The organism is Streptococcus sp. A12 (assembly GCF_905372335.1).
In the GTDB taxonomy this organism is placed as follows: domain Bacteria; phylum Bacillota; class Bacilli; order Lactobacillales; family Streptococcaceae; genus Streptococcus.
Window position 1 is genome coordinate 1 of record NZ_CAJPOU010000035.1, and the last position, 14328, is coordinate 14328.

General features: G+C 41.6%; 11 protein-coding genes. 4 read left to right on the forward strand and 7 right to left on the reverse strand.

What is annotated here, in order from left to right:
• Nucleotides 1–280: 280 nt before the first annotated feature.
• Nucleotides 281–3106: a phosphoenolpyruvate carboxylase gene (ppc, locus tag QZ158_RS05930; protein WP_293886685.1), complete on the reverse strand. Its 2826-nt coding sequence runs from the start codon at nucleotides 3104–3106 to the stop codon at nucleotides 281–283.
• 28 nt (nucleotides 3107–3134) lie between these two features.
• Nucleotides 3135–4373 (reverse strand): FtsW/RodA/SpoVE family cell cycle protein, encoded by a 1239-nt coding sequence (locus QZ158_RS05935; RefSeq protein WP_048689453.1) that lies wholly within the window; start codon nucleotides 4371–4373, stop codon nucleotides 3135–3137.
• A gap of 256 nt (nucleotides 4374–4629) precedes the next feature.
• Here QZ158_RS05935 and QZ158_RS05940 point away from each other — a divergent pair, with 256 nt between their 5' ends.
• From QZ158_RS05940 to QZ158_RS05950, 3 genes are all read left to right on the forward strand, one after another.
• On the forward strand, nucleotides 4630–5493 hold the full coding sequence (locus QZ158_RS05940; RefSeq protein ID WP_293886688.1) for a GH25 family lysozyme: 864 nt from the start codon (nucleotides 4630–4632) through the stop codon (nucleotides 5491–5493).
• Between the two features lie 86 nt (nucleotides 5494–5579).
• Nucleotides 5580–6053 carry an aminoacyl-tRNA deacylase gene (locus tag QZ158_RS05945; protein ID WP_293886690.1) on the forward strand — a complete coding sequence of 158 codons (474 nt, stop codon included), beginning with the start codon at nucleotides 5580–5582 and terminating at the stop codon, nucleotides 6051–6053.
• A 14-nt stretch (nucleotides 6054–6067) separates the two neighbouring features.
• The gene (locus QZ158_RS05950; protein WP_293886692.1) at nucleotides 6068–6700 is read left to right on the forward strand and encodes a histidine phosphatase family protein; all 633 of its coding nucleotides are present in this window, start codon (nucleotides 6068–6070) and stop codon (nucleotides 6698–6700) included.
• Between the two features lie 26 nt (nucleotides 6701–6726).
• Here QZ158_RS05950 and lysS read toward each other — a convergent pair whose 3' ends face one another.
• From lysS to QZ158_RS05970, 4 genes are all read right to left on the reverse strand, one after another.
• Nucleotides 6727–8217, reverse strand: coding sequence for a lysine--tRNA ligase (lysS, locus tag QZ158_RS05955; protein WP_061564191.1), 1491 nt, complete (start codon nucleotides 8215–8217; stop codon nucleotides 6727–6729).
• Between the two features lie 183 nt (nucleotides 8218–8400).
• Complete coding sequence (locus tag QZ158_RS05960) at nucleotides 8401–9753, reverse strand: ABC transporter permease (RefSeq protein ID WP_293886696.1); 1353 nt, start codon at nucleotides 9751–9753, stop codon at nucleotides 8401–8403.
• Nucleotides 9753–10448: an ABC transporter ATP-binding protein gene (locus tag QZ158_RS05965; protein ID WP_006595919.1), complete on the reverse strand. Its 696-nt coding sequence runs from the start codon at nucleotides 10446–10448 to the stop codon at nucleotides 9753–9755. The genes QZ158_RS05960 and QZ158_RS05965 overlap by 1 nt, the downstream gene beginning before the upstream one ends.
• On the reverse strand, nucleotides 10432–11589 hold the full coding sequence (locus QZ158_RS05970) for an efflux RND transporter periplasmic adaptor subunit (protein ID WP_293886698.1): 1158 nt from the start codon (nucleotides 11587–11589) through the stop codon (nucleotides 10432–10434). The genes QZ158_RS05965 and QZ158_RS05970 overlap by 17 nt, the downstream gene beginning before the upstream one ends.
• 200 nt (nucleotides 11590–11789) lie before the next feature.
• On the opposite strand from QZ158_RS05970, the gene gorA reads away from it, so the two are divergent.
• Nucleotides 11790–13139, forward strand: a complete 1350-nt coding sequence (gorA, locus tag QZ158_RS05975) for a glutathione-disulfide reductase (RefSeq protein ID WP_293886700.1) — start codon at nucleotides 11790–11792, stop codon at nucleotides 13137–13139.
• A 211-nt stretch (nucleotides 13140–13350) separates the two neighbouring features.
• Here the strand turns inward: gorA and QZ158_RS05980 are convergent, their stop codons facing one another.
• On the reverse strand, nucleotides 13351–14082 hold the full coding sequence (locus QZ158_RS05980; RefSeq protein WP_293886702.1) for a cyclase family protein: 732 nt from the start codon (nucleotides 14080–14082) through the stop codon (nucleotides 13351–13353).
• Nucleotides 14083–14328: the final 246 nt, after the last annotated feature.

Consider the following 14328-nt stretch of genomic DNA (forward strand, 5'->3'; position numbering starts at 1 on the left):
ATAGATAGACAGTAGGCAATACAGTCTAACTTTCCTTACTATTTTATCAAATTTCGTTTAAATTGCAAGTGTTTTACTAGCTTTTTTTCTTATTTCTTTTTTCTTAAAGGAATTTATCCAAATGAAAGTTTGTGAAATCTCCTTTCCACTTCTTTTTTGAAATAAACAGCTAGATATTTCATTCTTTGCGACCAATTTTCGAGTTTATTCACAATCATTTTCACTTTATTCCAGTAAAAAACCCAATCCCTTTAATCGGGATTGGGTTTAAGGTTCACGATTAACCAGAATTACGCAATCCTGTTGCGACACCATTGATCGTGATATGAATCAACTTGTCCTGATCAGCAGGCAATTCGCCGCGTCTCTGGCGTTTAATTAATTCTAATTGAATATAGTTTAGAACATTAAAGTATGGCATACGATAATCTAAACTATCTTTTAGATAAGGGTTCTCAGCTAAGAGTTCATCATGACCTTCAATCTGTAAAATAACATCCTTAGTCAATTGCCACTCGTCCAGGATAATATTGAAGATGTCACGAACCTCCTCTTCCTCACAAAGCTTGGCGTATTCAAAAGCAATGTTCATGTTGGCTTTTGAGAGCACCATGTCTACGTTTGAAAGAAGAGACTTGAAGAATGGCCATTTTTGGTACATATAACGCAAGGTTTCAATGTTTTCAGGGGCTGCATCAATAAATTCTTTAAAACTAGACCCTACACCGTACCAACCTGGGAACATCACGCGGCTCTGTGACCATGAGAAGACCCAAGGAATGGCACGCAAGCCACCGATTTCTTTGATGGTCTTACGGGCTGCTGGACGGGAACCAATATTGAAACTAGAAATGGCTTTAATCGGACTGGATTCGAAGAAGTAATCATAGAAATACTCATTGCCAAACACCAGTTCACGATAAATATCGTAGCTACGATTAACAATCTGGTCCATTATCTCATTGTACTGATCGGACATGCTCTTTTCACTCTTCTGCTTAGCAATCATCCGGTTAATCGTTGCAGATACCAACATTTCCAAGTTGTAATAAGCTGCATCCTTGTTCCCATATTTATTGCCAATGACCTCACCTTGCTCCGTCAAACGAATGCGGTCATTAATGGATCTCAATGGTTGTGAGGTGATGGCTTCATAGGTTGGACCGCCTCCACGACCAACTGTTCCACCACGGCCATGGAAGAAGGTAATCTTCACACCAAACTCGTCACCAATCGCTGTTAATTGTTGCTGGGCCTTATAAAGAGTCCAACAAGAAGATAGATAACCACCATCTTTGTTACTATCTGAATAACCAAGCATAATTTCTTGGTAGTTATTCTTAGAAGCAATCCAGCGTTTAGCAATTGGAAGTGATAGATACTTTCTCATTGTATCTTCAGATTGATCCAAGTCTTCGATCGTCTCAAAGAGGGGAACAATTTGCACACGTGCGCTTTCCTTGTCAATCAGTCCCACTTCTTTCAACAGGATAGCCAACTCAAGCATATCCGATACACTGGTTGCATGAGAAATAATGGTTTGGCGAATAACATCTTCTCCTAAGCGGTCTTTTAATTCACGCGCTGTTTGGAAAATAGCTAATTCTTTTTCAAGCAATTCTGATTTTTCTGCATGGGTAGCAGATAAAATACGAGGATCTTCTAACAACTCTTGTAAAAGCAACTCGCACTTTTCGTCTTCTGACAAATCACTGTAATGGTCATTGATTCCAGCTTCTTTGAGAAGTTCCGCAACACAAGCTTCATGGACACTCGAATCTTGACGCATATCGATCGAAGCCAAGAAGAATCCAAAGACTTCTACTGCTTCTAATAACTCAGCAAACTCCCCTGAGATTAAAGCTTCTGCCTTATTTTCAATCAATGACTCTTGAATAAGGGTCAAATCCTGTTTAAATTCTTCAACTGTTTCGTAATAAGGAGGGCGATCTTCTGCCAACTCTTGGATTGCACCACTGATTCGGGTACCGATATAATCGGAAACCACTCCTTGTTGATGGGTGTGAGCACCGAGAAGACGCTCAACCGGATGACGGTCATCTACTGTTGAGCCAACGACAGACCATTCCTTGATATTCAACAAGGTTTGGACCAACTTGGATTGAATATAATGGAAGGCCCGACGGTAGGGCTCCTTCTCTCTAAAGACAGATGTATCACTGGAACGGGCTGCCATCTCTTCAACCGCTTGACTGGTTTTTGAAAGATTGGTAGAGAGAGAGAAGTTCCGATAAAGACTAGAGATTTTCTGAATATAATAGTTCAGAATGACTTCACTTTGAATCGTAGCTGATCGCTTCAAGGTCTCTGCGGTTACAAAAGGATTCCCATCCCGGTCTCCACCAATCCACATTCCCATCGTAATCGGTTTGGGTTGTTGCAACTCAATCCCTTGCTCCTTGGCAAGACGTTTGTATTCCAACATTAAGTTGGGAACAGCCTGAAGGAAGGAACTATTATAGTATTCCATGACGTTGGTAATCTCATTAGTTACCTTGAGTTTCTTTTCACGGATCATATCGGTTTGCATCATAATTTCGATATTACGACGCAAATTATTGTACCATTTAGTCTCGTTCATCAAGCCAGCTTTTACATCTCGGTGTTGGCGTAAAAGACTGTGAATGTGAGTGGTTAAGTCCAACATGGTTTTCCGTTGCACTTGGGTCGGATGAGCGGTCAATACCGGTACTACATTGAGGTGCTCCAAGATTTCCTGTGCATTTTCAGTCTCAGCTACCTGGCGAATGGTGGACGATAGTTTCCCTAGATAGTCCTGCCCCACATTATTTTGATGATTGATTTCAAAAGCCAAATCAACGTCTTCAGAGATATTAATCAACAATGGGAGAATGGCAAAGTAGCGAGAAATCACGGTCATCTCTTCATTTGATAGCTCTTTGACAATTTGATCCAATTTTAAATAGTCTTTTGAAACAGATAGTTTTTTCAATTCAAGAATCTTATCAAAGGTTTCTGGACTCACCAAATTTTTAGCAATATCTTCTAAAATAGTGGTTAAAATCTCTGCTTCTTCTTTGATAATTTCTTTGTTGGTATAGCTCTCTAGTTTTTGTAAAGTCATGATAACTCCTTTCTTTACTCACTCCGATTTAGTAATAGCTCTGAATTTTCTGAGGCTTCTCGTAAGAAGGATCCTCTTGAGTAGCTAGGGCGCGCTTTTCACTCGCATCAATATTCAAGACAAGGGCAATCGCAATGGATAAGACCCACAAACTATTTCCTCCTTGTGAAAGGAAAGGGAAGGTCACCCCTGTCGAAGGAATCAGCCCAGAAATCCCACCAATGTTGATGAAGGTTTGGGTCAGGAGCATCCCTCCTATACCAATCGCCATCATTGAATTAAATGGATCTCTTGCCCGAATCCCGACAAGAATAATGCGTAAAATTAAGAAGAACAACAAGGCTAGGATGAGACTAGCTCCCACAAAACCAAGTTCTTCAATAACGATTGAAAAGACAAAGTCTGTATGAGCTTCTGGCAAGTACCCTTGCTTTTCAATCGAATTTCCAAGTCCAAGGCCAAACCAGCCCCCATTACTCATGGCGTAATAAGAATTGGCTAGTTGATGTCCCGAATCTGATAAATCATTAAAGGGGTTGTAAAAAGCACTGAATCGTTTCGCTACATATCCAAAGACAGGGATCTTGGAGAAACGCTCTACCCCGATAAGCTGAATAGAATAAAGAAGAACGGTTGAACCTCCTACTAGGATAGCTAATAGGCTTGAAAACCAGCGGTAAGCTATACCACTTGCACTAATCATAATTAAGGTTGTCAGTGCAAGAATGGTCGCATTTCCTAAGTCTGGCATGATGACCACAATAGCAATCAGGAAGAGCACCATCCAACGCCAATCCGACAAATCTCGAGGAAGCCATTGATTGTGGGTTAACGCTTGGTAATCATATCGTTGAATTTCTTCTTGCTTTTTAGAGAAGACCAAGGCCAAGTACCAGACGATGATAATCTTCAAATACTCAGCTGGCTGAATAGAGAAACCTCCAAAACTCAACCATCCATGCGCACCATTCACCGTATCTGTGATGAAACGTGATAGCAAAAGAAGGATCGTCTCAGCTATAATAAAAATTCCGATGAAGCCCTTTTTCTTAAGGACATTTAATTTCACCTTATAGGTAATCAGAATAGTGATCAAACTTAGAACAAAAAAGATCCCCTGGCTTCTGATCATCCCGAAAGGACTAAGCCCTTTTTGGATGGCTAAGGCACTCGTTGTCGAGTAGACTACTATCAATCCCAATACTGACAAAAGGAGGTAAGGGATCAGGATCGAATAGTTTAAAAAATGACGTTTTTCTAATTTCATGTAACACCCATACTTCTAATTTTCAAATTTCATTATATCACCTTTCAATAGTAAAAAAAAGGAAAGACCAAATAAGATTCGGTTTTCACTTTCAAAAGATGATCAAACAAACCAGTCTGACTCTTATTTCTACTCCAACTATTGTGAGGAAGCAAAGAAAATCGTTCCTCTGATTCACTATCATATCATCTTGTTTTTCCTGTTTTCAGGCCCTTTGTTTTGCCTTTTTCCGTCTTTTACGGTAAAATGAATCTGTATGAGAAAAAGGATTAAACCAATTGTCCTCTTTGTCTTTTTCGCAAGTATCTTTTCCTTTTTGGTAATTTCTAAAACAGTGGCAGATATCCAAAGAAATCAACTTGCTAAAAACAAGACCCTACAAGAGGCAAAGAACACCAATCAAACAAAAATCCCATCTTCCTCTTCTTCTGACTCAGTTGAAGAATTAGATCAAGAATTTTTGAATCGACCAATTATCGATATCTCTGGTTGGCAATTGCCAAGCGAGATTGATTATGATCTCTTAGCACAAAATGTTTCCGGAGTCATTGTTCGAGTTCATAGTGGAGCTCAAGCTAAAAAAGAAAATGCCGCGACTTATTTAAATGGAATAGACAAATCATACGAAACTCATATTAAAGAGTTTCAAAAACGAAATATTCCAGTTGCGGTATATGCTTACGTAGCTTCCAAGGACAAAAAAGAAATGGAAAAGGAAGCAGAAGAGTTCTATCAGGCATCCAAAAAATACAAACCAACCTATTATTGGCTGGATGTAGAAGAAAAAACGATGGGTGATATGAACGCTGGCGTGGAGGCCTTCCGTGCCAAACTAGAATCATTGGGAGCCAAAAATATCGGAATCTATATCGGGACCTATTTCATGGAAGAACATAGTATCTCCACTGATAAATTTACCGCCCTCTGGATTCCAACTTATGGTCATGATGACGGCTACTACAATGCAGCACCATCTACTGATGACGAGTATGATCTTCATCAGTACACCTCTCAGGGACAATTGAATGGTTTCACCCACTACTTGGACTTGAACCAGATTGCTCCTACACAGAATCGAGAAAAAATCTACCGAAAACTATTTACTGTAGATAAGAATTAAAAGAGGCAACTGCCTCTTTTTCTCTTGAACGGAAACTCAAATAGTATGATATAATGTTAGGAAATTAAGAGAAAGAGAAGAGTGAGATGGCAAAAAAACAAAAAGTAAAAAAAACATTGGTTGAACAAATACTGCAGAAAGCAAAAATCGACCATACAGGATTGCAAATCAATGCTCTTGAGGGAATCATCCCAGAAGGAATTACGACTGATCAAATCTATAAGACACTGGCTCTAACAGGTGATAAAACTGGTCCCGTCATTGGGATTGTTCCCATATCTGCCCACTTGTCAGAAAAAAAATTGGCTAAACTATCTGGCAATAAAAAAGTTAGTATGATTCTGCAAAAAGACTTAGAAAGGACGACGGGATATGTCCACGGAGCCAATAATCCTGTTGGCATTCGACAAAAACACAACTACCCTATTTTTATTGACCAGTCTGCCCTGGAACTCGATCAGATGATTGTCTCTGCAGGTGAAGTTGGTCATAGCATTCAAATCAAGGCGCAAGATTTAGCTGATTTTGTCAAGGCTAACTTCGAAGACTTAGTCGAGTAAAGGATAAAACCAATATGAAATTATATTTTGTCCGTCACGGACGTACTGAGTGGAATGAAGAGGGACGTATCCAAGGAGCAAATGGTGACTCTCCGCTTTTAGAATCTTCCATCCAACAGTTAAAAGCCTTGGGCCAGCATTTATCTCAAACATACTTTGATGCAGCTTATTCAAGTGACTTGCCTAGAGCTGTCCATACTGCTCAAATCATTCTCGAGCAAAATCAACATCCTATCTCCCTCCAAGAGACTCCTGCTCTACGGGAATGGCGGCTTGGTAGGTTAGAAGGTAGAAAAATTGTGGAGTTGAAGGCTCTCTATCCGGAGGAAATGAAGGCCTTTCGTCATAATTTAGCTGAGTTTCACCACGATATTTTCGGAGCAGAATCCGTTGAAGAAACCACCCAACGGACCGAAAATTTTATCAAAAGTTTAAAAGACCAGTCTGGCGAGGCCATTCTAATCGTTGGCCATGGGGCTAATTTAACCGCTTCTATTCGGAGCCTACTTGGCTATAATCCAGAGGAACTCCGTAAAAACGGTGGCCTCAACAATGCTAGTGTGACCATTTTGACAACAGATGATTTTAAGCACTTTTACTTAGAAACTTGGAATGATACCTCTTATTTGGAGACTAAAAAACACTGATCTTGTGATCAGTGTTTTCTTTTAGCTTATTTCATAGTTGGGAAGAGCAATACGTCACGGATAGTAGTCGTATCAGTAAGGAGCATGCAGAGACGGTCAATACCGATTCCCAATCCTCCTGTTGGTGGCATACCATATTCAAGAGCTTCTACATAATCGTAGTCAATTCCAGTTGCTTCGTCGTCTCCCAATTCTTTTGCGCGTGCCTGCGCTTCGAAACGTTCCAATTGGTCGATTGGATCGTTCAATTCTGTAAAGGCATTAGCATATTCCTTTGTCATGATGAAGAGCTCGAAACGATCTGTGAAACGAGGATCTTCGTCATTCTTCTTAGCCAATGGTGATACAGCTACAGGGTGTCCATAGACAAAGGTTGGTTGTGTCAAGGTTTCTTCCACATATTCTTCGAAGAAGGCATTGATGATATGCCCCACTTCAGTGTAGTGTTTTTCAACTGGCACATGTTTTTCTTTAGCAAGGGCTACTGCTTCTTCAAAGCTCATTTCCTGCCAGAAGTCAACACCAGCAATTTCCTTGATCGCATCCACCATGTGGACACGCTTGAATGGTTCATTGATTTTAATTTCAGTTCCTTGATAATCAACTGGACCATCCCCATGAATGGCTTTCGCAGCGTGTTGGATAATCCCTTCCGTCAAGTCCATAATATCTTGGTAGTCAGCATAGGCTTGGTAGACTTCGATGGAAGTAAATTCTGGGTTGTGGGTTGCATCCATTCCTTCGTTACGGAAGATACGTCCAATCTCATAGACGCGTTCCATCCCACCAACAATCAGGCGTTTCAAGTGAAGTTCGGTAGCGATACGAAGGACCATGTCAATGTTTTGGGCATTATGGTGAGTGATAAACGGACGCGCAGATGCTCCACCAGCTTCATTGTGAAGAACAGGGGTTTCTACTTCAAGGAAGCCTTGACCATCCAAATAACGACGGATTTCTGAAATGATTTTCGAACGGGTTACAAAGCGATTAAAGCTTTCACGATTCGAAATCAAATCCAAGTAGCGTTTGCGGTAGATGGTTTCCACATCTGAAAGTCCGTGGAATTTTTCAGGCAAGGGACGAAGGGCTTTAGACAAGTGTGTGATGTGAGTAGCTTTGATGGAAAGCTCACCCATGTCTGTCCGCATCACTTCTCCTTCTACCCCAAGGAAATCTCCAAGGTCAGCCTTTTTGAAAATTTCATAATTTTCTTCACCGACCGCATCTTTCCGAACGTAAATTTGGATTTGACCTTCACGGTCTTGAAGGTGGGCAAAGCCAACCTTCCCTTTCCCACGTTTGGTTACAAGACGACCCGCAATAATGGCCGTTTCGTTCAAGTCATGAAGTTGTTCTTTATCTAATTCTGAATATTTTTCTTTCAATTGACCAGAATCTGCAGTTCGTTCGAATCGCTTTCCAAATGGGTCGATTCCTTGTTCACGAAGGGCCGCCATCTTTTCGCGACGGACAATCTGCTGGTCATTTAATTCTTCCATATGTTCAGTAGTCATTTGGAACCTCCTAAGTTATTCTCCCCTATTTTATCATATTTGACGGGGAAATACACTATTCTTGAGCGGGAAAAATGAAAAAAGGAATGTAAGGAAAGGGTTCCTTCTCCCTTTTCCATCACATTCCATTCATTCATAATCAAATTCTACTTCATCCGAGTCAAGCATGTAGGGCATTCATCCTTATTCATAGCGAAGAGCTTCAATCGGATCCAGTTTTGATGCCTTGCTTGCTGGTAAGATACCAAAGACAATTCCGACACAAGCTGAAAAGATGATACTTCCGATAGCCACTGACATGGAGACGACTGGTGGTCCTTCTAGAGCACCTGCGGCAGCTGTGGCGATGAGGGCATTGACACCATAAGCCAATCCCAGACCGAGAATTCCTCCCATCATGGTCAAGACCATGGATTCGATGAGGAATTGAATCAAGATTTTTCCACGAGTAGCTCCAAGAGCTTTTCTCAGACCGATTTCACGTGTCCGCTCGGTCACAGAAACCAACATGATATTCATGACCCCAATCCCACCAACGAGAAGGGAGATTCCTGCAATCGCACCAATGACTGTTGTCATAATACCGAGCATTTGATTGGTCTGCTCCAAGATACTATCCATGTTAAAGATTTGGAACTCTCCTTGGCGAACTCCCGACAACTCGGTTAATTTTTTCGCCGCTTCGATCCCAGTTGGTTTAATCTGTTTGACATCCGGGATATGCACCACAATAGTAGAAATTTCTTCTGTTCCAAATTCTGAAGCTACTTGGGTATTGGCCATCAAGGCACTTCCTCCAGAAGAAACCCCGTATAATGCAGATCCAGCATTTGGATCCTTGAAGATCCCTACCACCCGATAGTTGTTGTCTCCGACAGCAACCACTTGGTTGAGGGCACTTTCCGTTCCAAACAAGGTCGAAGCTAAGCCTTCATCCAACATGATGACCCGTGAGAAACTCTGATAATCTGAAGGATTTAGTTTTCTTCCTGAAACTAATTCAAATTTTCTTACTGAGAAATAAGTATCATTGACTCCCATGATATTGACCCCTTCAGATTTTTTCTTCTGATAGGAGATAGTGGCATTGGTCGTATTACCAACATAGTAGCCATCAATACCAGGAATCTTGGTCAATTCCTTGACCCATTCTTCTTGAACGACGGGTGGTGTTTCAAGGATTGGGTTGTCAACGTCCTCGCTACTTTCCTCTCCATAGCCAGCTGGCGGTGACATTCCTTGGTCTTCTTCACTGGCAACACCGCCTTCGCCACCACCTTCTGCGCCTCCTTCTTCTGAGACAGGTTCTGGTCCAAGATTAAAACCAGTCATGTAGCCACTCTTTCGGGCGGAATAGGAAATCTGAACATATTGTTGATCCTTGGTAAAGGTCTTAGTCACTCCCGCTTTCATCCCATCTCCGAGAGCCATGATGACAACGACTGAGGCAACCCCGATGATAATCCCTACCATGGTTAAGAACGATCTCATTTTATGTCCCATAATGGAACTAATAGCGAATTTCCAGTTCTGCATCAGGCCCTCCTTTCGTTGCGGCTATCCGAAGAAATCACTCCATCTCGAATGACAATCTGACGTTTGGCATAGGCAGCAATCTCCGTTTCATGGGTCACCATGATAATGGTTTTGCCTTCTTGATTGAGGGCTGTCAAAAGCTCCATAATCTGATCGCCGGTCTTGGAGTCAAGAGCTCCTGTTGGTTCATCCGCTAAGATAATAGAAGGATGATTGACCAAAGCACGCGCGATGGCCACCCGTTGTTTTTGCCCTCCAGACAGTTCCGAAGGAAGGTGGTGCATCCGCGTATCTAGCTCAACTTTCTTTAAAAATTGTTCAGCTAATTCCTTTCGTTTAGAAGGATTCACTCCTGCATAAATCAAGGGAAGCTCGACATTTTGAAAAGCATTGAGTTTCGATAGAAGAAAGAATTGTTGGAAGACAAAGCCTATTTGCTCATTGCGAACCTGGGCTAATTTCTTCTCACTAAGATTTCCTACTTCTTCCCCCTCTAGCCTATACTCACCGCTGGTCGGACGATCCAGAAGACCAATGATGTTCATTAGGGTAGATTTCCCAGACCCGGAAGGTCCCATGATAGCTAGAAATTCCCCTTCTTCCACATCTAAATGGATATCCTTTAATACCTGTAGGGTTTGATCGCCATTTTGATAACTTTTATTGATGTTTTTCAGCTCAATCAATTTTGTCATATTTTCCGACCTCTTTCCCATCTTCCAAATCGCCAGAAGGGTTGGTGATGACTTGAGCATCCTTGTTCAAACCAGATAAGATTTCTTGATTTTCTGCATCTGCATTTCCTAAGGTAACATTGACTTTTTTAGCCTTGCCAGCTTCAATCGTCCAAACATAGCTTTGATCGCCGTCTGATAAGACACTTGTCACAGGAACCAAAGGATGGATGGTTGAACTTTTTACTTCAATATTGACAGAGAAGCCTTGTTTCAAATCACCAATCTCACTGGTAATATCTACCGTAAACGGATATTTAGCTCCCCCTGTTCCTTGTCCAGAACCTGCGGCATTTGCACCAGCCTGACCAGCTTCTGTCGGATAATTGGCAACATAGCTAATCTTTCCAGTCCATTTTTTCCCAGGATAGACCTTAGAGGTTAAGGTCACTTCCTGACCAACTGAAATGTTGGCTAGATTGTACTCAGACAACTCACCTTTTACTTGAAGGTTACCGTTGCTGACAATATGAACAAGGGTTTGGTTGGTTCCGGTTGTTGATTTGGAGACATCTTTATTGACTTCTACAACCGTTCCATCTGTACTACTTTTTACGGTTGTAGCATCCAACAAAGCTTTAGCTTTTTCCATATTGGCTACAGCATCCGCACGGGCATCGCGCAAATCACCCACTTGTGTGTCCAAAGAGCGTTGGGCTTGAGAGGCTGATTTGCTATCTGCTTCCTCATCCCCTGTTGTATCAATGGTCACTCCATTGGTCATGAGATCGTTCAATTGACGATCTGCCTTATTGACCGCACGTACCGCCGCGTCATAGGCAGATTGCGCTTCTGTACTACTATATTGAACAATAGCTTGGCCAGCGGTTACTTGATCCCCGACATTCACTAGGATGGATTGCAAATCTCCTTTGGTTCCGTCAAAATAAATATATTGTTCTTGATTGGCTGTGACCTTACCTGTCAATAAAACAGAGGAAGCAATCGAACCTTCTTTCACGGTTTGTACCATAGGTGTCATATCGACCATTTCTTCAGGGCCACTACCTGATTTTCCAAAAGCAAGCCAGCTCCCCATTCCTACAACTGCTATAGCAGCACCAGTCGCTGTAATAATTTGCCATTTTTTAAATTTCTTCATTTCTTTCCTCCAATATTCGAAAGCGTTTCAAATTATAAGTTTAGTATATCATATTTCCTCATTTTTCAATTCAGAATCATCTGTTTTGCACGTTTTTTTTGCTATCTTGTTTTCTCCTCCTATTCAACGATGGCAATTTCTTGATTTTTGTAACCTTTGTTGTTACAATGAAAGTGTAAATCAACAAAGGAGTACTAACCATGAAAGAATTTGATATTATCTCCATAGGTGGAGGTAGCGGAGGGATTGCTACCATGAACCGAGCGGGAGAACATGGAGCCCGAGCTGCTGTTATTGAAGAAAAGCAACTAGGTGGGACCTGTGTCAACAAAGGATGTGTCCCTAAAAAAATTATGTGGTATGGCGCCCAAATTGCTGAAGCCATTCGTGATTACGGTCCAGATTATGGGTTTACTTCTGAACAGACCAATTTTGATTTTGCGACCTTAAGAAAAAATCGCGAAGCTTATATTGATCGGGCTCGTTCTTCTTATGATGGCAGTTTTAAACGAAATGGTGTGGAGTATATCCAAGGTCGCGCTCGCTTTGTCGACGCCCATACAGTCGAAGTCAACGGGGAAACCATCAAGGCTAAACACATTGTGATCGCTACAGGAGCTCATGCTTACATCCCAGATCTAGCTGGAGCAGACCTAGGAGAAACCTCTGACGATGTCTTTGCTTGGGAAGAACTACCAAAATCAGTTGCCATTATTGGCGCTGGCTACATTGCGGTAGAACTAGCCGGTGTGCTACATGCCCTTGGTGTTAAGACAGACCTCTTCGTTCGAGGTGATCGTCCTTTAAGAAAGTTTGATTCTTACATTGTCGATGGCTTAATGGAGGAGATGGATAAACAAGGATTGCCTCTCCATCCTCACAAGGTTCCTGTCCGACTCACAAAGGAAGAAAATGGTCAAATCCGAGTGTATTTCGAAGATCAAACATCTTTTGTCGCTGATCATGTCATCTGGGCGACCGGCCGAAAACCAAACGTCCAAGACCTCCATCTAGAAGCTGCAGGCGTCACCTTAAATGAAAAAGGATTCATTGCAGTGGATGAATACCAGAATACGGTTGTTCCTAGCATCTATGCTCTTGGAGATGTCACAGGCGAAAAAGAATTAACTCCTGTCGCTATCAAGGCAGGGCGTACCCTATCCGAACGTCTCTTTAATGGAAAAACCGATGCTAAAATGGACTACGCAACCATTCCGACCGTTATCTTTTCCCATCCTGCTATTGGTACAGTCGGTCTCACTCAAGAAGAAGCCGAAAAACAATATGGAAAAGAAGCTATCAAGGTCTATACTTCAAGTTTCGCCTCTATGTATTCAGCTGTGACCCAGCATCGTCAGTTGGCTAAATTTAAACTCATCACTGCAGGACCGGAAGAAACCGTTGTCGGTCTCCATGGACTTGGGTATGGGGTGGATGAAATGATCCAAGGATTTGCCGTTGCTATCAAGATGGGAGCCACAAAAGCTGATTTCGATGCAACAGTCGCTATTCATCCAACTGGATCCGAAGAATTCGTTACCATGCGCTAATATCAGAAAAGGTTTGTCTGACAAGCCTTTTTCTTCTGTTTTTATTTTAATGGATCATCATTGGAGCTACCATAGTCTAATCTTTCATTTTAACTTTCTTTCCTTACATTTTTGTAAGATAACTAGGTTTGATAAGATAACCATCAGATTCACTAATAGATTTCAACATCCATATAAAAGAGCCTGAAGATACGCTTCAGGCTCTGTTTTTTTAAGGCAAGATAGCAATGGCACGAACAGGTGAACCAGTTGCCTTGTCCCAGTGAGGGAAGGCAATTGAAATCAAGGCACCTACTGCTGGCACTTGATCCAAGTGGTTCAAGACTTCTACTTGGTAGATATTTTGTTCCAAAAGGTAGTATTCATTGACCAAGCCATGCTCTGCTGCTGGAATACCAGCATCTGTGTCAAAGGTTTCATGACCCACAGCCTTGACATGGCGTTCATGAATCAAGAATTCCAAAGCTTCACGACTCCATCCTGGACTTTGTTGAACCCCATTTTCATCGAGGTTACGCATAGCATCTTGATCTGGCCAACGTTTTGACCAATCACTACGGAAGGCAACAAAAGCACCCTCAGCAATTTGTCCATGCTCTGCCTCAAAGTCTAAGATATCTTGTTTGCTCAAGATAAAGTTTGGATTGGCGGCTACTTCTTTAGACTTGTCGATAACATAGAGTGGCAAGAGGAGATCTTTGAGGTCAATCTCATCCAACCAACGACCACCTTCTACAAAGTGAATCGGCGCATCGATATGCGTTCCGTATTGACCAACCACTGTAAATTTTTGAACATGGAAACCATCTTTTAATGTGAAAAGATCTTCTTGTTGCAAAGCAGGAAGGGCTGGAAAGTGTGGACTTTCCGCATTGATTTGGTGACTCAAGTCCACCCATTTTTTAGCTTGCAATTCTTTATAAATATTTAGTAAATCTGACATGTGGATTCCTTTCCTATAAGTGCTACATGAGATAAATGAATAAGGTTATTATAACAGTCCATCCCATCATCCACAATGATTTGCGTTAATCTTGTTTTCTTGAATGGTATATAGTTTCAAACTATAATTATAGAAAGCATCAAAAAAGAGGCTGGGACAAAAGTCCTAGCCTCTCAATTGTATTTGGATTATCGAGCAAGACGCAGTGGTTGAGTGAGCTCTACTACGCTGATTTCATCAGCTTTT

Coding starts and splice junctions, on each gene's coding strand:
- QZ158_RS05980 (WP_293886702.1), bottom strand. CDS start 14,082: ATGTCAGATTTACTAAATATTTATAAAGAATTGCAAGCTAAAAAATGG.
- ppc (WP_293886685.1), bottom strand. CDS start 3,106: ATGACTTTACAAAAACTAGAGAGCTATACCAACAAAGAAATTATCAAA.
- QZ158_RS05950 (WP_293886692.1), top strand. CDS start 6,068: ATGAAATTATATTTTGTCCGTCACGGACGTACTGAGTGGAATGAAGAG.
- QZ158_RS05940 (WP_293886688.1), top strand. CDS start 4,630: ATGAGAAAAAGGATTAAACCAATTGTCCTCTTTGTCTTTTTCGCAAGT.
- QZ158_RS05970 (WP_293886698.1), bottom strand. CDS start 11,589: ATGAAGAAATTTAAAAAATGGCAAATTATTACAGCGACTGGTGCTGCT.
- QZ158_RS05945 (WP_293886690.1), top strand. CDS start 5,580: ATGGCAAAAAAACAAAAAGTAAAAAAAACATTGGTTGAACAAATACTG.
- QZ158_RS05960 (WP_293886696.1), bottom strand. CDS start 9,753: ATGCAGAACTGGAAATTCGCTATTAGTTCCATTATGGGACATAAAATG.
- QZ158_RS05935 (WP_048689453.1), bottom strand. CDS start 4,373: ATGAAATTAGAAAAACGTCATTTTTTAAACTATTCGATCCTGATCCCT.
- lysS (WP_061564191.1), bottom strand. CDS start 8,217: ATGACTACTGAACATATGGAAGAATTAAATGACCAGCAGATTGTCCGT.
- QZ158_RS05965 (WP_006595919.1), bottom strand. CDS start 10,448: ATGACAAAATTGATTGAGCTGAAAAACATCAATAAAAGTTATCAAAAT.
- gorA (WP_293886700.1), top strand. CDS start 11,790: ATGAAAGAATTTGATATTATCTCCATAGGTGGAGGTAGCGGAGGGATT.